Consider the following 19626-nt stretch of genomic DNA (forward strand, 5'->3'; position numbering starts at 1 on the left):
GCTGTCGTGCCTGTTTTTCCGGCCCTTCACACTGCATGAACCTGCGGGTTGCCATCGCGCAGTCCCCTTTTGAGGTTCACGTCTCCAAAAGAGCGTGAAAAAACGGTTTTCACAACTTCACAAGAGTGTGGCGAGCAAATGAACAGTCTGGCATGTGCAAAAGCGGCAGATGTGTCCCGAACAGCCCTGAACAGGCGGCAGATGCGCTCATCCCGTATGAGTGTCTGAACCGTTCCATAACGCACGCACGACACCTTGACCATAAGTCGAATTGCCGCACCTGTGGCAAACGGCGTTCAATACACGAACCCGAAGACTGATTGGCGGTGTCCGCGGAAGTTGCAAGAACTGCGAAAAGTCGGACATGGCGACCCTGGCAACCCCAGGTCCTATGCTGTCAATTAGGTAGCTGTAGATTGTGGAGACGCGTTAAATGGCGCAGAACGAATCGGTTGATGTGGTACTGGTAGGCGCGGGCATCATGAGTGCCACCCTGGCCGTACTGCTCAAGGAGCTTGACCCGACCCTGAAGCTTGAGGTCGTCGAGGCGATGGACTCCGGGGCCGCGGAAAGCTCCAACCCCTGGAACAACGCAGGCACCGGCCACGCCGGCCTGTGCGAGCTGAACTACACGCCGCAGGCCGCCGATGGCAGCATCGACATCAAGAAGGCCGTGCACATCAACACCCAGTTCGAGGTTTCGCGCCAGTTCTGGGCCTACCTGAGCAAGAAGGGCAACTTCGGCTCGGCGCGTGCCTTCATCAACCCTGTCCCACACCTGAGTTATGTCGAGGGTGACAAGGGTGTTTCCTTCCTCAAGAAGCGCTTCGAGCTGCTCAAGCAACACCACGCCTTCGCCGAGATGGAATACACCGAAGACAAGGCCGTGATGAACGACTGGATGCCGCTGATGATGCCTGGCCGCCCGGCCGACCAGCACATCGCTGCTACCCGCGTGGCCAAAGGCACCGACGTGAACTTCGGCGCACTGACCAACAAGCTGCTCAAGCTGCTGGGCGACTCGCCGGACGCGCAAGTCAAGTACAGCAAGAAGGTTGTCGGCCTGCGCCGTAACGGCAGCGGCTGGACCGTGAGCATCAAGGACGTCAACAGCGGCGGCAGCCGTGAAGTCGACGCCCGCTTCGTCTTCCTCGGCGCCGGCGGCGCGGCCCTGCCGCTGCTGCAGTTGTCCGGCATCCCGGAAAGCAAAGGCTTCGGCGGCTTCCCTGTCAGCGGCCAGTGGCTGCGTTGCGACAACCCGGAAATCGTCAAGCAGCACCAGGCCAAGGTCTACAGCCAGGCCGCTGTCGGCGCCCCGCCGATGTCGGTGCCGCACCTGGACACCCGCGTCGTGGACGGCAAGACTTCGCTGCTGTTCGGCCCGTATGCCGGTTTCACTACCAAGTTCCTCAAGCACGGCTCGCTGATGGACCTGCCGCTGTCGGTGCGCATGGGCAACATCGGCCCGATGCTGGCTGTGGCCCGCGACAACATGGACCTGACCAAGTACCTGGTCAGCGAAGTGATGCAGTCGATGGAGCAGCGTCTGGAAGCCCTGCGTCGTTTCTATCCGCAGGCCAAGGCCGAAGACTGGCGCCTGGAAGTGGCTGGTCAGCGCGTGCAGATCATCAAGAAAGACCCGAAAAAAGGCGGCGTACTGCAGTTCGGTACCGAGCTGGTCTCGGCCCAGGACGGCAGCCTGGCAGCACTGCTCGGCGCATCGCCGGGTGCCTCGGTGACCGTGTCGATCATGCTGGAACTGATCGAGCGCTGCTTCCCCGAGCAGGCCAAGGGTGCCTGGGCTGCCAAGCTCAAGGAAATCTTCCCGGCTCGCGAGAAGACCCTGGCAACCGATGCTGCGCTGTACCACAAGATCAGTGCCGATAACGACGCGGCCCTGGACCTGGCAGAAAGCAGCCCGGCGGCCAAGCACTACGCCTAAGCCGGCCTGAAACGCAAAAACGCCCCTCGGGGCGTTTTTTTGTGCCTGGGCGTTTGTCAGCCTGTGCCGGCCCTTTCGCGGGTAAACCCGCTCCTACAAGGACCGCATATCCTTTGTAGGAGCGGGTTTACCCGCGCAAGGGCCGGCACAGGTTACCAATCAGCCACGGGCTTTATCGATGATCTCGATGTACTCAGGTGCATTGCGCTGGTCGGCAATCTGCTCGACGAAGGTTTTGCCGTGCTCGTCCTTGCCATCCAGGTCCAGGCCAGCTTCGACGAAGAAACCTACAAAGCGCTCGAAGTCGTCGACACGCAGGCCGCGGTAGGCCTTGACCAGCTTGTGCAGTGACGGCGAAGTCACACCATCGGCCGGCTCGAACTGAAGGAACGACTTGATGTAGTCGTCGCTGATTTCGTCACCGATTACCTGTTTCTTGTCTTTACGCATTGCCGACTCCAACTGGACCATCACGGAATTTCGAAGGCCGGCAGTTTACCCCCCGCAGGCTGCGTGCCTCAACGCGTACGTACCGTCCCGGTGTGCAGGTCGGCCCAGATGTGGCCGTTGCCGTAAGTCAGAAACTGCACGTACAAGGTTTCGTTACGCAGCAGGTCCATGACCACCCGGTAGTTGCTGATCGGGTAATTAAGGCTCAAGGTGCGGGTTTTAGCGTCATACACAGGCTTTTTCAGGCTTTTGGCCGCTTCACCATCGAACGTCAGCAGCACCTGGGCAATGGTCGCCCCCTTGCTCAGCGGCTTGCCCTTCAGGCGCACCTGCAACGACGATGTGATCGGGATCGGCTGCTGATCGGACTGGCGCTGAGCCCCTACGACCACGGAATAGTCAGTCACTTGCAGCAATTGCTGGCTGGTCGGCGCTTCCTGGCGCAGGGACTGGTCATCAGGAGGCAGGAACTGGCTGTGCAGCGGTGCGGCAGCGAGCGGCAGGCTGACCGCCAGCAGGAGGGGAAGAATCGCACGCATGTGAGGCTCCTTGTATGAAGGAGCACTCTAGCACGCCGGGTACAGCCGATATCAATCGAACTGCGCGCGCATCCAGGCCTGGTAATCGGCCACACCAGCTTCACCCTCGCGCGGCGCCCAGTGTGCGTGTTCGCCCTCGCCCACCGGTCGGTATGGCCCAGCCTTGCACTCGAACAGCATACTGTCCGGCTCCAGCACCACCAAACCATGGTAGGTACCAGGCGCCAGATCCACACCCAGACAGTCGCCCCCGGCCTGCAGCACCCGCTTGTCAGTCACCGCGCCTTGTTCATCGAAAATCAACAGGCCAAAGCGCCCCTTGAGCGCTATCAAGGTTTCAGCCTTGTCGGCGCTCAAATGGCGATGCGGCGGAATATAGGTGCTCGGTTGCAGCCCGACCGCCATGCGGTGGCAGGGCTCTTCCATTTCGTGAAAGTTATGGTGCTGCCGCCCACGCGGGTTGCCAGCAGCCTTTTCGGCCAGCCCGGCGAACAGCGATTGGTCGATGAACGCAGGCTGGCGCACGGTTACAGCCCCTTTACGGCGAAGATGCCGTTAGCGTTGCGCCAGTAACCTTTGTAGTCCATGCCGTAACCGAAGATATAGCGATCAACACAAGGCAGGCCCACGTAGTTGGCCTTGAGGTCAGGGCTTGCCTTGCGGTCGTGGTCCTTGTCGATCAGCACAGCGGTGTACACCGAGCGGGCGCCGGCATGCTTGCAAAACTCGATGATGGCGCTGAGGGTGTGCCCTTCGTCGAGGATATCGTCGACGATCAACACGTCACGGTCGATGAACGACACTTCCGGCTTGGCCTTCCAGAAAAGCTCGCCGCCGCTGGTCTGATTGCGGTAGCGGGTAGCGTGCAGGTACGAGGCTTCCAGCGGGAACTGCAGGTGGGTCAGCAGTTTGCCGGAGAAGATCAGGCCGCCGTTCATCACGCAGAACACAACCGGGTTCTTGTCATGCAGGTCCTTGCAGATCTGCTCGCCGACTTTGGCGATGGCCGCTTCGACTTCGGCTTCGGTGTACAGGCAGTCAGCTTCACGCATGACTTGACGGATATGCTCGAGATCGGCGGACATGGCGCTCTCCGGGGGGGCATTTTGGAAAAGCGGGCAAAGGTACGCATCCGCTCGTCACAGATCAAGCATTTATGGACTAACGTCCAGAATGACCAGACGACAGCACAGGCTGAATAGATTAATCTAGCGCGGTTTTTTTGCCCGCCTTTCGGAGCCCCCCTATGCCCACTCGTGAGATCCGCCATCCGCTGATCCGCCACAAGCTCGGCCTGATGCGCCGTGCCGATATCAGCACCAAAAATTTTCGCGAACTCGCCCAGGAAGTCGGCGCGCTCCTGACGTATGAAGCCACCCAGGACCTGCCCCTCGAAACCTACGAGATCGACGGCTGGTGTGGCAAGGTCTCGGTTGAAAAAATCGCCGGCAAGAAGATCACTGTAGTACCGATCCTGCGCGCCGGCATCGGCATGCTCGACGGCGTGCTCAGCCTGATCCCGGGTGCCAAGGTCAGCGCCGTCGGCGTTGCCCGTAACGAAGAAACCCTCGAAGCCCACACCTACCTGGAAAAGCTCGCGCCGGACATCAACCAGCGCCTGGCCCTGATCATCGATCCGATGCTGGCCACCGGCGGCTCGATGGTTGCCACCATCGACCTGCTGAAAAAGGCCGGCTGTAAAGAGATTCGCGCCATGGTCCTGGTCGCCGCGCCAGAAGGCATCGAGGTGGTGGAAAAAGCCCACCCGGACGTGAAGATCTACACCGCCTCGATCGACCAGCGCCTGAACGAACACGGCTACATCGTGCCTGGCCTGGGCGATGCCGGTGACAAGATCTTCGGCACCAAGCAAAAGGACGCCTGACCATGCAGGACGGCTTCAACGACCCGCTCTGGCGCCAGGTCGTTTCGGGCGCGCAGATGCTCTTCGTGGCATTCGGCGCGCTGGTGCTGATGCCCCTGATCACCGGCCTCGACCCGAACGTCGCGCTGTTCACCGCCGGCATCGGCACGCTGCTATTCCAGCTGGTCACCGGTCGTCAGGTACCGGTGTTCCTGGCCTCGAGCTTTGCCTTCATCACGCCGATCATCCTCGCCAAAGGCCAGTTCGGCCTTGCCGAGACGATGGGTGGCGTAATGGCTGCCGGCTTCGTGTACACCTTCATGGGGCTGATGGTCAAAGTCAAAGGCACCGGTTTCATCGACCGCATGCTGCCGCCGGTGGTGATCGGCCCGGTGATCATCTCCATCGGCCTGGCCATGGCACCGATCGCCGCCAACATGGCGATGGGCAAAGGTGGGGACGGTACAGCGCTGATGCCGTACAAGACGGCCATGCTGATCTCGATGCCTGCGCTGCTGACAACCCTGATCGTTGCCGTATTTGGCAAGGGCATTTTCCGCCTGGTTCCCATCATTTCCGGTGTGTTGGTGGGCTTTGCCCTGTCGTTCGCCTTTGGCGTGGTCGACACCGCCAGGATCGCTGCCGCACCGTGGCTGGAAATCCCCAATTTCACCGCCCCTGCGTTCAACTGGCAGGCCATTCTGTTCATCGTCCCGGTTGCGCTGGCGCCGGCGATCGAGCATATCGGCGGGGTGATCGCAGTGGGCAGCGTGACCGGCCGTGACTACCTGAAAAAGCCTGGCCTGCATCGGACGTTGCTGGGCGACGGCCTGGCTACCACTGCAGCCGGCCTGTTCGGCGGCCCGCCCAACACCACCTACGCCGAAGTGACCGGCGCGGTGATGCTGACCAAGAACTACAACCCGAAGATCATGACCTGGGCGGCGGTCTTCGCCATTACCCTGGCGTTCATCGGCAAGTTCGGCGCGCTGCTGCAAAGCATCCCGGTGCCGGTGATGGGCGGCATCTTGTGCCTGCTGTTCGGCTCGATTGCAGCGGTGGGCATGAACACCATGATCCGCCACCAGATCGACCTGGCCGAAGCACGCAACCTGGTGATCGTCTCGGTGACACTGGTGTTCGGTATCGGCGGCGTGCTGATCGGCAGCGGTGACGGCCCGGATGACTGGGGCCTGAAGGGCATCGCCCTGTGCGCCATTGTAGCTATTGCCCTGAACCTGATTCTGCCGGGCAATGATGGCTGGAAGCACAAGAAGCTGGATGTATAACCGGTCGGAAGGGGCCGCAACACGGCCCCTTCGATTCAGGCCTTTTCACACATATCAGCCAACACCCTGACCCACGCCGGGTGATCATTCAGGCACGGCACCAGCACCAGTTCCTGGCCACCAGCCTCGACAAACTGCTCGCTGCCACGCATGCCAATCTCTTCCAGTGTCTCGATGCAATCCGCCACAAACGCCGGGCACATCACCAGCAGCTTCTTCACACCGGCCTTGGCCAGCTCATCCAACCGCGTCTCGGTGTAGGGTTCGATCCACTTGTCCCGCCCCAGCCGCGACTGGAACGATACCGACCATTTGCCATCAGGAATGCCCATGCTCTGCGCAAAGGCCTTGGCCGTAGCCAGGCATTGCCCGCGATAGCAAACCGAACGTACTTCGGCGGGTGCACCGTGGCAGCAATCGGCAGCACGCAGGTCGTGCTTGACCCCCTTCGGAAACAGCTTCTTCAGGTGCCGTTCCGGCAAGCCATGGAAGCTCAGTAGCAGGTGGTCGTAACCCTGCTCCAGGTACGGCCGGGCGCTGGCTGCCAGCGCCTCGATGTACGCCGGGTGCTCGTAGAACGGCTGCAGCACGCGCATCTGCAACGGTAACTGGCGCTCGCTGACCGTCTGTTTCGCCTGCTCGACCACAGTGGTTACCGTACTGTCGGCGAACTGCGGATAAAGCGGTGCCAAAGTCACCTTGCGCACACCTTGGGCGGCCAGCCGCGCCAACACCTCAGGCAAGGCCGGCTGGCCGTAGCGCATGGCAATTTCCACCGGGCCATGGGGCCAGTGCTCGACCATCGCTGCCTGCAGGCGACGGGTCAGCACAACCAGAGGCGAGCCCTCCTCCCACCAGATCGAAGCGTAGGCGTGTGCCGACTGCTCCGGGCGCTTGACCAGGATCAGTGACACCAGCAAGCGCCGCACCGGCCACGGCAGGTCGACCACGTACGGGTCCATGAGGAACTGGTTGAGGTAGCGGCGCACATCGGCCACCGAGGTGGAGGCCGGGGAACCCAGGTTGACCAGCAGCAGGGCGTGATCGGTCATGCAGCGTCCTATGTCAGAGGCGACTGGACAGGTTGTCCAGCGCCGATTGCAGATCGTTGAAGCGGAAGGTGAAGCCGGCTTCCAGCAAGCGTACCGGGCGCGCCCGCTGGCCTCCCAGCAGCAAGGTCGACATCTCGCCAAGGCCCGCCTTGAGCAACAATGCCGGCACTGGCAACAGCGCCGGCCGATGCAGGGCGCGGCCCAGTCGCCTGGCAAACTCACGGTTGCGCACAGGCTCCGGGGCACAGGCATTATAAGGACCGCTGGCATCCTTGTGCTGCAAGAGAAAATCAATCAGGGCGACCTGGTCATCTATATGAACCCAGGGCATCCACTGCCGCCCGTTGCCCAAAGGTCCGCCCAGCCCCAGCTTGAAAGGCATGCGCAGGCGCGACAAAAAGCCGCCGTCGCTGGCCAGCACCAGGCCGGTACGTACCAGTACCACGCGGATCCCCTGTGCTTGCGAACGCTGGGCGGTCTCTTCCCAGGCAATACACAACTGGCTGGCGAAATCTGCGCGCACTGGGGGTGAAGCCTCGGTCAGTTCACGCTCGCCACCGTCTCCGTACCAACCTACCGCAGAGCCGGAGATCAACACGTGCGGGCGCTGCTCACGGGTGCCCAGCCAAGCCAGTAATTGCTCGGTAAGGGTGACACGGCTGGCCCACAACAAGTTGCGCCGGGCGGCTGTCCAGGGCCTGTCGGCAATTGGCGCACCCGCAAGGTTGACCACCGCATCAAGATGATCGTTGGCCTCCAGCTGCTCCAGGCGCGCGATACCACGTACGCCGCTACCGCAGATTTTCGCCACCTGTTCAGGACGCCTGCTCCAAACCGTAAGCCGATGCCCTTGGCCCAGCCAGTACTGGCACAGATGCTTGCCAATCAAACCGGTGCCACCTGTCAGCAATATATGCATGGCTGTGTCCTCGCAGAATGCGGCGGTGGTCTATTTTTAACATCAAGGCACTTTTTTGACCCGACGCTCTCGTATAAACATAGGCCAACCTGCCCGCCAACACGGAATAACCTTATACAGAATTATTGCATTGTACAGGTTTGCCTGACAGCGTAGTCTGCTCACAGCAAGGTTTGAAGAGGCCATCATGACAGTACCTATCGCCATCATCGGGGCCGGCATTGCCGGTTTGTCAGCCGCCCAGGCCTTGCAGAAGGCCGGGCAATCCGTGCACTTGTTCGACAAAGGCCACGGCAGTGGCGGGCGCATGGCCAGCAAGCGCAGCGAGGCCGGCGCGCTCGACCTGGGCGCACAGTACTTTACTGCCCGTGACCGACGTTTTGTCGATCAGGTGCAGCAATGGGTGGCTGCCGGCTGGGCCGAGCAGTGGAAGCCCCAACTGTACAACTACCGTGATGACGAACTCACGCCCTCCCCCGATGAGCAAACGCGCTGGGTAGGCGTGCCACGCATGAGCGCCATCACCCGAGGCTTGCTCAAGGACGTCACCGTCAACTTCGGCTGCCGCATAGCGGAAGTGTTTCGCGGCAAGCAGTACTGGCACCTGCAGGACACCGAAGGTTGCAGCCACGGCCCCTACAGCCGTGTGGTCATCGCCGTCCCGGCACCGCAGGCCACGCCACTTCTGGCCGCTACACCAAAGCTGGCTGCGGTGGCCGCTGGGGTGCAAATGGAACCTACCTGGGCCGTCGCCCTCGCCTTCGAGGCACCACTGGATACACCGATGCAAGGCTGCTTCGTGCAGGACAGCCCGCTGGGCTGGCTGGCCCGCAATCGCAGCAAGCCTGGCCGCGACGAGCACCTGGACACCTGGGTACTCCACGCCACGTCAGACTGGAGCCGGCAGCACATCGACCTGCCGAAGGAAGAAGTCATCGAGCAGTTGTGGGGCGAATTCGCCGAACTGGTCGGCTGCGTGGTACCGCCGCCTACCTTCGCCCTCGCCCACCGCTGGCTCTATGCCCGCCCCAGCAGCAACCATGAGTGGGGGGCACTGGCCGATGCTGACCAGGGCTTGTACGCCTGTGGGGACTGGTGCCTGTCCGGGCGTGTCGAGGGCGCATGGCTCAGTGGCCAGGAAGCAGCGCGGCGCTTGCTCGAACACCTTGAGTGATGCAGAACTGTACAAAAATACTAGTTTGCATAACTTCAGCGCTGTGCTGAAATAAACCTGTACAAGTTTTTAGTCGCGTACAGGTTTATTTTCGGAGGCAGCCATGCACGACCCTTCAGCCCACAGCAAGCCGCGTATCGCCATCAGCGCCTGCCTGACCGGGCACAGCGTGCGCTATAACGGCGGCCACAAGGCCTCCGACCTGTGCCGTAAACAGCTGGAGCATCACTTCGACTGGTTACCCGTGTGTCCGGAAGTGGCAATCGGCCTGGGCGTTCCGCGCGACCCGATTCGGCTGGTCGGCAACCCCGAGCAGCCCGAAGTGGTCGGCACCCGTGACCCCGGCAAAGACCTGACCGACCCGCTGCGCACCTATGGCGAGCAGATGGCCGACGAACTTGACGACATCTGTGGCTACATCTTCATGCAGAAGTCTCCTTCTTGCGGCCTGGAACGGGTAAAGGTTTATCAGGACAATGGCCACCCGGCCGTGCATGGCGGCCGTGGTGTCTATGCCCAGGCCTTCTGCGCGCTGCGCCCGGACCTGCCAGTAGAGGAAGAAGGCCGCCTGCATGACCCCGTGCTGCGCGAAAACTTCATAAGCCGCGTTTACGCCTACGCCGACTGGCAGCGCCTGCTGGCCGAAGGCCTGAACCGTGGTGCTCTGGTGCGCTTTCATTCGCGCTACAAGTATTTGCTGATGGCCAACAACCCTCAGGCCTATCGCACCCTCGGCCGCCTGCTTGGCAGCATGAGCAAGGATGACGAACCACAGAGCATCGGCCCGCGCTATTTCAGCCAGCTGATGCAGGCTCTGCGCCGCTGCGCCAGCCGCGGCACCCACAGCAACGTGCTGCAGCACCTGAGCGGTTACTTCAAGGATGCCCTGACGCAGCAGGACAAGGCTGAGTTGCAGGCAGTCATCGGCCAATACCAACAAGGCGTGGTACCACTGGTAGTGCCACTGACCTTGCTCAAACACCATTTGCGCAAGCACCCAGACCCCTACCTGCAGCAACAAGCCTACCTGCAGCCTCACCCCGAGAGCCTGGGCTTGCGCAATGCGGTCTGAGGACTTGCTGCCCATCGGCGAACTGGCTCGTCGCACTGGCGTGAACCCGGTCACCCTGCGCGCCTGGGAACGGCGTTATGGGTTGCTCAAACCACAGCGCACCGCCAAGGGGCATCGCCTGTACCCACTTGAGCAGGTCGAACGCGTCGAGGCCGTCCTGGCCTGGCTGCAGCGTGGCGCGTCGGTCGGCCAAGTCCGCGAGTTGCTCGACAAACCCACCAGCACCCCACCGAAGGGTGACTGGCAAGCCCGGCAATTCCAGCTGATCGAAGCCATCGCCAGCCTTTCACAGCGCGCCCTCGACCAGCAACTCAACCAGGCCATGGCGCTGTACCCGGCAGTCACCCTGTGCGAGCAATTGCTGCTGCCGCTACTCGACATGCTCGACCTGCGCTGGCGCAATTACTTCAACGCTCGGCTGGAGCAGGTGTTTTTTCACAGTTGGCTGCGCAGCAAGCTCGGTGCCCGCGTGTACCACGACAACCAGCTGCTGCAAGGTCCTGCAGTATTGCTGGCCGAAGACAGCGAACGCACCTTCAGCCCAGGCCTATGGTTGTGCGCCTGGCTGCTTACCAGCAACGGCTTCCCGGTGGAGGTGCTCGAGCAGCCCGTCGCAGGCTCGCAATTGCTAAGCGCCGTCAATGCCCTGAAACCACGCGCCTTGCTCCTGCACCTGGGGCCACGCATCGACGACAAGGCGTTGCAGCGCACCCTGCAAGGCTTGCCGGTCCCCAAACTACTGGGCGGTACCACGCTAGCGCTGCATGAAGCCCGCCTGAAGGCTTTTGAGCTGCCCGACCTTTTCCTGTTCGACACCCCGCAGGCGGCATTGCGCGCGCTTCAAGCCCATGATCGACAGCCTGTAGAGATAAATCCCCCATGCACCTGACCTGGCTGCGCAGCGACCTGCGTATCGATGACAACACTGCACTCAGCGCCTCCACCGAGCGCGGCCCGACCATCGCCCTGTGGCTGGTCAGCCCCGGACAATGGCAAGCCCATGATGATGCCGACTGCAAAGTCGACTTCTGGCTGCGTAACCTGCATGACCTGCGCCAATCACTGGAAAAGCTGAACATACCCCTGCTGATCCGTAGAATTGAGACTTGGGACCAGGCGCCACAGGCGGTGCTCGATGTCTGCCGCCAACATCAGGTGCAAAGCGTGCACTGGAACGAGGAGTACGGCATCAATGAGCAGCGCCGGGATGATGCCACCCGGGCACTGCTGGAAAAGTCGAGCATCCAGGCGCACAGTTACCTCGACCAGCTGTTCTTCCGTCCGGGCACCCTACTGACTCGCAGTGGCGATTACTTCCAGGTGTTCAGCCAGTTCAAGAAAACCTGCCTGGAGCATCTGCACCGCAGCCTGCCGGCCCTGGCACGACGGGTGAAGCGCCAGGCACCGTTGAACATCGACAGCGACCCGGTCCCGCAATATGTAGAGGGCTTCGGAAAAACCACGCACGCACTGCGCGACCACTGGCCAGCCGGTGAAGCTGAGGCACAGTCCCGTCTGTCACGCTTCCTCGACGAAACCATCGACGACTACCACCACTTGCGCGACATACCTGCCAAGCCCGGCACCAGCCAGCTTTCCCCCTACCTGGCCGCCGGCGTGATTTCGCCCCGCCAATGCTTGCACGGTGCACTGGCCGGCAACCGGGGCGAGTTCGACAGTGGCAGCACGGGCGTGCAAACCTGGATCAACGAGCTACTCTGGCGCGAGTTCTACAAGCACATCCTGAGCGGTTATCCACAGGTCTCGCGCCATCGTGCCTTCCGCGCCCAGACCGAAGCCCTGCCCTGGCGTGACGCTCCGGCAGACCTGGAGGCCTGGGAGCAGGGCCGCACCGGCTTCCCGATCATCGATGCCGCCATGCGCCAACTGCTGCACACCGGGTGGATGCACAACCGCTTGCGCATGGTCGTGGCCATGTTCCTCAGCAAGAACTTGCTGATTGACTGGCGCAAAGGCGAGCGGCACTTCATGCGCCACCTGATAGACGGCGACCTGGCCGCCAACAACGGGGGTTGGCAGTGGAGTGCGTCCACCGGCACCGACGCGGTGCCCTATTTCCGCATCTTCAATCCGGTTTCACAGTCGCAGCGCTTCGATCCACAGGGGCAGTTCATTCGGCACTGGGTACCGGAACTACGGGAGCTCGATGAAAAAGCCATCCATCACCCCATTAAATCGACGGACCTTTTCGGTAATACTTCGTACCTAAGTCCAATCGTAGATCTCAGCAGCAGTCGCCAGCGGGCCCTGGAAGCATTCAAAGGGCTGCCACGCCGGCAGAATCAGGGGATAACGTCTTGATTAACTCGCGTAGTTTTTGGGTTACAGGCGCAAGCAACGGACTTGGCTTGGCTTTGGTGGAGCGGATGCTCGATGAAGGACATCGCGTTGCCGCGAGTGGCAAGGATAGCGATGCACTGGATGATTTGGGGTCACGCTACGGCAGCCAATTGTTGCGTTTGCCGTGGCAGTTGCATGAAGAACAACACGTCACCGATGCGTGCCAACAGATTTGCCATGCCTGGTGTTCGCTGGACGGGCTGATCCTCAACACCGGCACCACCGATTACCTGCCAGACAATGTCAGTGACAGTGAGCTGATCGAAGCGATCGTCACCACCAACCAGCTGGCCGCAGAGCATTGCCTGAGCAAAGCGCTGCCGTTGCTGGCAAAGGGGCAGTCACCGCAGGTGATGGCGCTTTTCAACCGCTATTCGGCATTGCAGCTGTTTGCACCGACACAGGTGACTGCGGGCTGGAACAACTTGCCGCAATGGCTGCGTGAGCAGCGCAAGGCCCTTGAGGAGCAAGGGGTAGCACTGACCATTGTTGGGCCACAATCACTGAAGGTAACGGTAACGTCGGCACAGGCGATACCGGAGGCGTGGACGCCCGGCAGTGCCGCTGAGGAGTTATTGCGGCGGTGGCCTCAGCGAGAGCCGGAACTGATTCTGGAGACTCTGGACGTCAGTAGCCTGTGGCCGCTGACGCGCTAACACCTGAAATCAGCACTACCGTCTTCGCGGGCATTGCCCGCGAAGGGGTGAATGCTGGTGAACTCAGAGCGCCATTCGGTAATGCAGGCTGTAGCTTTCTACGCCATCATTGGGCTCTTTGATGCCGGCGTTCGAGTAGTGAATCGCCCGCACCCCAATCTCATGCCCGCCGGCAAAGCGCAAACCAAAGCCGACGCGGTCCTCGAACTGGAAAGCCGAACCCAGCTCGTTGCTTTCCAGCTCGGTGCTGGAGAATGCCGCCACCCCGATCCCCGCTTCGATGTAAGGCTTCACCGACTCCCCGGCAAATTCATAGACGAACACTGGTGCGAAGGACAGGCTGTGATTGCTCGCGGTCTCGTCGCCATCCCAGTAGGTGTAGGCCCCATCCCAATAGCCGGTCAGCCGGCCAACGCTGGTCTGCCACCAGCTCGCGTCCCAGTTCGATTGCAACCCCAGACGATATACCATGGTCGAATCACCGGTCTGCCCCACCGAAAACGAAGCGTCGGCAGCTTGTGCCGACATCGCTTGACCCATAACAAAGGCAGCAGCCGCTGCCAAGCCGAGCAGTTTCCTCATAAGAAACATCCTTCCTGATGCTGTTGTTAGTGTCCGCCTCACCTCAGGCAAAGCGGTAGAAAGCAGAAGTGGAACGATAGTTCAGCCGTTCTTCACGTTTTTTTCACAACGCAAAGCTTTGCACATCGTCGGACTTATGCCACAGCACAGGTAGGATTTTTCTTAAGGTTTCGGGATCAGCGCTTGTCCAGAAGCGTGCAGCGCCGGCTGGGCCTTCGGCCAACAGATCATTGCCACCCAGCAGTCGTCGCAATTGACGCGCCACGGCCGCACCGGTGTCGATAATCGCCACGTCGTCCGGCACCATGCCGGACAGCAATGGGCGAAGGAAAGGGTAATGGGTGCAGCCGAGGATCAGCGTATCGCACCCTGCTGCCAGCAGCGGCTGCACGTAACCTTGCAGCATCTGGCGCAACGCCGGACTTGCAAGGTCACCGGTTTCGATCAGCTCGACCAGCCCCGGGCAAGGCTGGGTAATAACCTGTACGTCGTTGGCGAAGCGGTCGAGCAAGGCTGCGAACTTGGCACTCTGCAGGGTACCGGTAGTGGCCAGCACACCGACCACGCCCGAGCGGGTGGCGGCCGCAGCAGGCTTCACGGCCGGCTCCATGCCCACCAACGGCCAGGTCGGATACAGCTCACGCAGGTCGGCCACTGCCGCAACCGTGGCGGTGTTGCAGGCCAACACCATGGCCTTTGCGCCTTGCTCATGGAAGAACCCGGCAATGTGCCGGCAGCGCTCGCGGATATAGTCCGCCGACTTCTCACCGTAGGGTATATGCCCGCAGTCGGCCACATACAGCAACGTCTCGTTGGGCAGCAGGCGCTGGATCTCGGCCAGCACCGACAAACCGCCAACCCCCGAGTCCATGACGCCGACCGGCGCCGAGCGCTCAGCCATCGCGCTTGCCACAGACCGTGCAAGCCGGGTCGCGCTTGACACGAAGCTCGCGGATACGGGTGCCGAGGGCATCGATCAACAGCAAGCGGCCGACCAACGGCTCACCGAAGCCAGCCAGCAGCTTCATCGCCTCCAGCGCCTGCAGGCTACCCACCAGCCCCACCAGAGGGCCAATGACGCCAGCTTCGCTGCACGTCAGTTCAGCTTCGCTACCATGCCCGTACAGGCAGTGGTAGCACGGGCTGTAGTCGCGCCGCGGGTCGAACACCGACAGTTGACCTTCCAGACGGATGGCCGCACCGCTGACCAGCGGCTTGCCAGCGGCGAAACAGGCAGCGTTGACCGCCTCGCGGGTTGAGAAATTGTCGGAGCAGTCCAGCACCAGGTCGACCGCCGCCACCGCAGCCGCCAGCGAGTCCTCGTCCAGTGCCTGGCGGTGAGCAACCAGGCTGACTTCCGGGTTGATTGCCTGCAAGCGCTGCAAGGCCGAGTCGACCTTGCTCATGCCGACGCTGGCACTGTCGTGGATTACCTGGCGTTGCAGGTTGGTCAGGTCGACGGTGTCGAAGTCGGCCAGGTGCAGCTCACCCACTCCGGCCGCGGCCAGGTAAAGGGCCACTGGCGAGCCCAAGCCACCCAGCCCGACAATCAGCGCTTTGCTCTGCTTGAGCCGCAGCTGGCCATCAATGTCGATCTGAGCCAGCAGCACCTGGCGGCTGTAACGTAGCAGTTCCTGATCACTCAGCATGGCAGTCGCCCCAGGGTAATGCGTTCATGGCCGCCCAGGTCCGTGCGGCTGGCCACCTCGATAAAGCCATGTTCAGCCAGCAGAGCGCGTACCGCTGCCGCCTGATCGTAGCCATGTTCCAGCAGTAGCCAGCCACCAGGCAACAGGTGCGCTGGGGCCTGGGTAGCGATCACACGAAGGTCGTCCAGGCCATCGGCACCGGCCACCAGGGCACTGCTGGGTTCGAAGCGCACGTCGCCGGCCACAAGGTGCGGGTCTTCAGCGGCGATGTAGGGCGGGTTGCTGACAATGAGGTCAAAACGCTCCCCGGCCAGGCTGTCGAACCAGTGGCTTAGCCTTACCCGAGCGTTGGCCAGGCCTAACCGCTGGCGGTTGCGCTCGGCGAGGGCGGCAGCCTCCTCCACCCGGTCAACCGCTGTCACCTGCCAGGCCGGGCGCTCGCTGGCCAGCGCCAGAGCGATGGCACCCGTACCGGTACCCAGGTCGAGAACCTTGGCTGGCGAAGCGGGTTGCAGCTCAAGGGCCGTCTCGACCAGTAGCTCGGTATCCGGCCGCGGGATCAGGGTATGCGGTGCAACCTCCAGGTCGATCTTCCAGAAGCCCTGCAGCCCAAGGATATAGGCCACTGGCTCGCCGCCACGGCGGCGCTGCAGGTAGCTGGCATAGGTCTCGGCATCTTCGCTGCTGACGATACGCTCAGGCCAGGTGTGCAGGTAGCTGCGCGACTTACCGATGGCCGCAGCCAGCAGCAACTCGGCATCCAGGCGCTCAGTGGGCGATTCGGGCAACTGCGCGTTGCGCAACAGGCTGGCGATGACAGTCATCAGTCCCCCAAGGCGGCCAGTTGATCGGCCTGGTATTCGGCCAGCAGCGGTTCGATCACCGCGTCTACGCCACCGCTGAGGATGTCGTCCAGCGAATACAAGGTCAGGTTGATGCGGTGATCGGTCACCCGGCCCTGTGGGTAATTGTAGGTACGGATGCGCTCGGAGCGGTCACCGGAACCCACCAACAGCTTGCGCTCACTGGCAATGGCGTTCTGCGCCGCACTGGTCTGCATGTCGTTCAGCTTGGCCGACAGCCAGGACATGGCACGGGCGCGGTTCTTGTGCTGCGAGCGCTCCTCCTGGCATTCGACCACGATACCGGTGGGCAAGTGGGTGATGCGGATCGCCGAGTCGGTCTTGTTGACGTGCTGGCCGCCGGCACCGGAGGCACGGTAGGTATCCACGCGCAGGTCGGCCGGGTTGATTTCGATGGCAGCCTGCTCGTCCGGCTCGGGTAGCACCGCCACCGTGCACGCGGAAGTGTGGACACGGCCTTGGGACTCGGTCTCGGGCACACGCTGAACCCGGTGTGCACCGGACTCGAACTTGAGCTTGCCGTAGACGTTCTCGCCCTCGACGCGGGCAATGATCTCCTTGTAGCCGCCGTGCTCGCCTTCGTTCTCGGACAAGATCTCCAGGCGCCAGCCGCGCTTTTCGGCGTAGCGCGAGTACATGCGGAACAGGTCACCAGAGAAGATGGCTGCCTCGTCGCCACCCGTACCGGCGCGGATTTCGAGAAATACGTTGCGGCCGTCGTTGGGGTCTTTGGGCAGCAGCATGCGCTGCAGTTGCGCCTCCAGCGTCAGCAGTTGCTCCTTGGCTTCACGCACCTCTTCCACGGCCATTTCACGCAGGTCCGGGTCACTGTCCTTGAGCAGCGCCTGGGCGCCTTCGAGGTCGTCCTGGACTTTACGCCACTCTTTATAGGCAGCGTAAACCGGCTCGACCTCGGCATACTCACGTGAGTAGGCGCGAAAACGCGTCTGGTCGGAAATAACCTCGGCGTCACCGAGCAGGGCGGTGAGTTCTTCGAAACGGTCCTGGAGGATTTCCAGTTTGTTCAGCAGCGACGCTTTCATTGCGGGGATTTGTCCGTGGAGCCCTCGTTGAGGGCAAAGAGTTCCTGGGCCATGGCCAGCGCATCAAGGCGGCCCTCGGCCGAGAGCTTTTTCAGCTGCACGCTGGGCGCATGCAGGAGTTTGTTGGTCAGGCCCCGGGCCAGCTGGGCCAGCACGTCTTCGGGGTTGCCGCCATTGGCCAGCAGGCGCAGGGCCTTTTGCAGTTCTTCGTCGCGAAGGCGCTCACTTTGCTGGCGATAGGCCCTGAGCACGTCCACCGCAGCCAGTTCGCGCAGGCGCAGCATGAAGTCTTCGGCGCCCACGGATACCAGCTCTTCGGCCGCCTGAGCCGCGCCCTGGCGGCTCTTGAGGTTTTCCGCCACTACATCGTGCAGGTCGTCGACGGTGTACAGGTAGACATCATCCAGCTCGCCGACTTCGGTTTCGATATCGCGAGGTACAGCGATGTCGACCATGAAAATCGGCTTGTGTCGGCGCTGTTTCAGTGCACTCTCGACCGCGCCCTTGCCCAGAATCGGCAACTGACTGGCGGTGGAACTGATCACGATGTCACTGTTGGCCAGTTCCTGTGGAATGTCTGCCAGCAGCACGGCATGCGCACCGAACTGCTCGGCCAGGATGCTGGCGCGCTCCAGGGTGCGGTTGGCCACCACGATACGGCGTACGCCCTGCTCGTGCAGGTGGCGGGCGACCAGGGTGATGGTTTCGCCGGCACCGATCAGCAGGGCCTGGCTGCGGCCCAGGTCGGCGAAAATCTGCTTGGCCAGGCTGACCGCGGCGAACGCAACCGAAACCGGGTTTTCACCGATGGCCGTATCGGTACGCACCTGCTTGGCGGCGCTGAAGGTGGCCTGGAACAGGCGCCCAAGCAACGGCCCGACGGTACCGGCTTCGCGGGCCACGGCGTAGGCGGACTTCATCTGGCCCAGGATCTGAGGCTCGCCCAGAACCAGCGAGTCCAGGCCCGAAGCCACACGCATCATGTGCTTCACGGCGTCGTGCTCTTCATGCACGTAGGCGCTGGCGCGCAGCTCGTCGAGGCTGAGGCGGTGATAGTCGGCCAGCCACTGCAGCACGGCGTCGGCGGACAGGTGGTCCTGCTCTATATAAAGCTCACTGCGGTTGCAGGTCGACAGGATCGCCGCCTCGCGGCTGGACGTCAGTCGGCAGAGCTGCTGCAGGGCGTCTACCAGCTGCTCTGGGGTAAACGCCACGCGCTCGCGTACGTCTACCGAGGCAGTCTTATGGTTGATACCAAGTGCAAGAAAGGCCATGCAAGGTCGCTGGTTGTGACGGGAAGCCGATAATTGTCCTCTTTCGCAGGTTTCAGGACAACCACCGTTCGCTATTGTGCTGATAGTCCTGCGGCTATCGCCGCTCGCGGCCGAGCATCAGCGTCGATTTCAGGTTTCACTCCCGCTTTTGATCTTCGCGACTTCAGGAGGCCGGAGAGAGGGGACCCCGGAGCGCAGCGCAGGGGGCGGATGATGGGAGCGCAGCGTTTTTTGGTGGGCTTGCCCCGTGACAACGGACGCCAAGAAGCTGGCTACAGAGCTAACTGCCTTAAGCCTTTTGCGAAAAGGTGAGTCAGCGTCGCCATCGCAAATGACGGTTCGCCGAGTCAAAACAGACCACTTCGCTTCTTGCTTCTTGCTTCTTGCTTCTTGCTTCTTGGATGTGAGCATCCACATCAAGTAGGTATTCATTCGCGAAGGTGGCGCGTAGTCACCTTTCCGCCCTTCCGGCGGGTTACTTTGGTCGTGGCCAAAGTAACCAAAACCGTCGGCTCCCATCATCCGGCCCCTACGCTGCGCTCCGGGGTCCCCTCGCTCCGGCCTTGCTCCCGGGAGCGACCGCGCTGCAGGCCCCATCCTGGGGCCCAGCGCTTGACGGGCATCCATGCCCGTCACCTCCCTCCGCAAGCCCTGCGCTCGGCCTCCTGAAGTCGCAATCTGCGTCGCCTGATCTATCGCGCGCTTAGAAGCAAAAGCAAGAGCAAGAGCAAGAGCAAGAGCAAGAGCAAGAGCAAGAGCAAGTTGGAAAAACCGTAATGCATGGTTCATTCAAGAAAGACACGCTCGATAGCCTGCTGGTCGCGAAATTGGCCGGCCAGTTTCAATATCGCCCAGGCCAACTAAGCCGACCAAAGCGAAAAAACTCCTAAATATTTC

The 19626-nt window shown here is 61.9% G+C and carries 20 protein-coding genes; 8 read left to right on the plus strand and 12 right to left on the minus strand.

Features of this window, described 5'->3' with window-relative positions:
- The first annotated feature begins 433 nt into the window (after positions 1 to 433).
- On the plus strand, positions 434 to 1942 hold the full coding sequence (mqo, locus tag ACYCCG_RS08045) for a malate dehydrogenase (quinone) (RefSeq protein WP_003247357.1): 1509 nt from the start codon (positions 434 to 436) through the stop codon (positions 1940 to 1942).
- Positions 1943 to 2101: 159 nt separating this feature from the next.
- Here mqo and ACYCCG_RS08050 read toward each other — a convergent pair whose 3' ends face one another.
- From ACYCCG_RS08050 to ACYCCG_RS08065, 4 genes are all read right to left on the minus strand, one after another.
- Complete coding sequence (locus tag ACYCCG_RS08050) at positions 2102 to 2392, minus strand: PA4642 family protein (protein WP_003247360.1); 291 nt, start codon at positions 2390 to 2392, stop codon at positions 2102 to 2104.
- Between the two features lie 68 nt (positions 2393 to 2460).
- Entirely contained in the window at positions 2461 to 2931 is a 471-nt protein-coding gene (locus ACYCCG_RS08055) for a hypothetical protein (RefSeq protein WP_176684977.1), read from the minus strand.
- Positions 2932 to 2982: 51 nt separating this feature from the next.
- The gene (locus tag ACYCCG_RS08060; protein WP_176684976.1) at positions 2983 to 3456 is read right to left on the minus strand and encodes a WbuC family cupin fold metalloprotein; all 474 of its coding nucleotides are present in this window, start codon (positions 3454 to 3456) and stop codon (positions 2983 to 2985) included.
- Between the two features lie 2 nt (positions 3457 to 3458).
- Positions 3459 to 4016: a hypoxanthine-guanine phosphoribosyltransferase gene (locus ACYCCG_RS08065; protein ID WP_003247364.1), complete on the minus strand. Its 558-nt coding sequence runs from the start codon at positions 4014 to 4016 to the stop codon at positions 3459 to 3461.
- A 161-nt stretch (positions 4017 to 4177) separates the two neighbouring features.
- On the opposite strand from ACYCCG_RS08065, the gene upp reads away from it, so the two are divergent.
- Positions 4178 to 4816 (plus strand): uracil phosphoribosyltransferase, encoded by a 639-nt coding sequence (gene upp, locus ACYCCG_RS08070; RefSeq protein WP_003247366.1) that lies wholly within the window; start codon positions 4178 to 4180, stop codon positions 4814 to 4816.
- Positions 4817 to 4818: 2 nt separating this feature from the next.
- Positions 4819 to 6084 (plus strand): uracil-xanthine permease family protein, encoded by a 1266-nt coding sequence (locus ACYCCG_RS08075; RefSeq protein WP_103443485.1) that lies wholly within the window; start codon positions 4819 to 4821, stop codon positions 6082 to 6084.
- A 35-nt stretch (positions 6085 to 6119) separates the two neighbouring features.
- On the opposite strand, the gene hemH is transcribed toward ACYCCG_RS08075, so the two are convergent.
- Positions 6120 to 7136, minus strand: a complete 1017-nt coding sequence (gene hemH / locus ACYCCG_RS08080) for a ferrochelatase (RefSeq protein ID WP_176684975.1) — start codon at positions 7134 to 7136, stop codon at positions 6120 to 6122.
- A 13-nt stretch (positions 7137 to 7149) separates the two neighbouring features.
- Entirely contained in the window at positions 7150 to 8055 is a 906-nt protein-coding gene (locus ACYCCG_RS08085; RefSeq protein WP_176684974.1) for a TIGR01777 family oxidoreductase, read from the minus strand.
- A 187-nt stretch (positions 8056 to 8242) separates the two neighbouring features.
- Between ACYCCG_RS08085 and ACYCCG_RS08090 the strand changes: the two genes are divergently transcribed.
- The 5 genes from ACYCCG_RS08090 (at position 8243) to ACYCCG_RS08110 (ending at position 13318) form a co-directional block, all read left to right on the plus strand.
- Complete coding sequence (locus tag ACYCCG_RS08090; RefSeq protein ID WP_176684973.1) at positions 8243 to 9229, plus strand: NAD(P)/FAD-dependent oxidoreductase; 987 nt, start codon at positions 8243 to 8245, stop codon at positions 9227 to 9229.
- Positions 9230 to 9332: 103 nt separating this feature from the next.
- Entirely contained in the window at positions 9333 to 10301 is a 969-nt protein-coding gene (locus ACYCCG_RS08095) for a YbgA family protein (RefSeq protein WP_209968015.1), read from the plus strand.
- Positions 10291 to 11190, plus strand: a complete 900-nt coding sequence (locus ACYCCG_RS08100) for a MerR family transcriptional regulator (protein ID WP_339444539.1) — start codon at positions 10291 to 10293, stop codon at positions 11188 to 11190. The genes ACYCCG_RS08095 and ACYCCG_RS08100 overlap by 11 nt, the downstream gene beginning before the upstream one ends.
- Positions 11181 to 12623, plus strand: coding sequence for a deoxyribodipyrimidine photo-lyase (phrB, locus tag ACYCCG_RS08105; RefSeq protein WP_209968019.1), 1443 nt, complete (start codon positions 11181 to 11183; stop codon positions 12621 to 12623). The genes ACYCCG_RS08100 and phrB overlap by 10 nt, the downstream gene beginning before the upstream one ends.
- Positions 12620 to 13318 (plus strand): SDR family oxidoreductase, encoded by a 699-nt coding sequence (locus ACYCCG_RS08110; RefSeq protein WP_176684969.1) that lies wholly within the window; start codon positions 12620 to 12622, stop codon positions 13316 to 13318. Before phrB ends, ACYCCG_RS08110 begins: the two co-directional genes overlap by 4 nt.
- Positions 13319 to 13381: 63 nt before the next feature.
- Here the strand turns inward: ACYCCG_RS08110 and ACYCCG_RS08115 are convergent, their stop codons facing one another.
- The 6 genes from ACYCCG_RS08115 to hemA form a co-directional block, all read right to left on the minus strand.
- Entirely contained in the window at positions 13382 to 13900 is a 519-nt protein-coding gene (locus ACYCCG_RS08115; protein WP_339535426.1) for an acyloxyacyl hydrolase, read from the minus strand.
- A 103-nt stretch (positions 13901 to 14003) separates the two neighbouring features.
- The gene (gene murI, locus ACYCCG_RS08120; protein WP_176684967.1) at positions 14004 to 14801 is read right to left on the minus strand and encodes a glutamate racemase; all 798 of its coding nucleotides are present in this window, start codon (positions 14799 to 14801) and stop codon (positions 14004 to 14006) included.
- Complete coding sequence (locus ACYCCG_RS08125; RefSeq protein ID WP_176684966.1) at positions 14794 to 15549, minus strand: molybdopterin-synthase adenylyltransferase MoeB; 756 nt, start codon at positions 15547 to 15549, stop codon at positions 14794 to 14796. Before ACYCCG_RS08125 ends, murI begins: the two co-directional genes overlap by 8 nt.
- Positions 15543 to 16373, minus strand: coding sequence for a peptide chain release factor N(5)-glutamine methyltransferase (gene prmC / locus ACYCCG_RS08130; RefSeq protein ID WP_459669999.1), 831 nt, complete (start codon positions 16371 to 16373; stop codon positions 15543 to 15545). The genes ACYCCG_RS08125 and prmC overlap by 7 nt, the downstream gene beginning before the upstream one ends.
- Positions 16373 to 17455, minus strand: coding sequence for a peptide chain release factor 1 (gene prfA, locus ACYCCG_RS08135; RefSeq protein WP_003247392.1), 1083 nt, complete (start codon positions 17453 to 17455; stop codon positions 16373 to 16375). Before prfA ends, prmC begins: the two co-directional genes overlap by 1 nt.
- Positions 17452 to 18729 (minus strand): glutamyl-tRNA reductase, encoded by a 1278-nt coding sequence (gene hemA, locus ACYCCG_RS08140; protein ID WP_176684964.1) that lies wholly within the window; start codon positions 18727 to 18729, stop codon positions 17452 to 17454. The genes prfA and hemA overlap by 4 nt, the downstream gene beginning before the upstream one ends.
- Positions 18730 to 19626 lie beyond the last annotated feature (897 nt).

The sequence above is a fragment of the Pseudomonas sp. VEM90 genome (assembly GCF_054611535.1).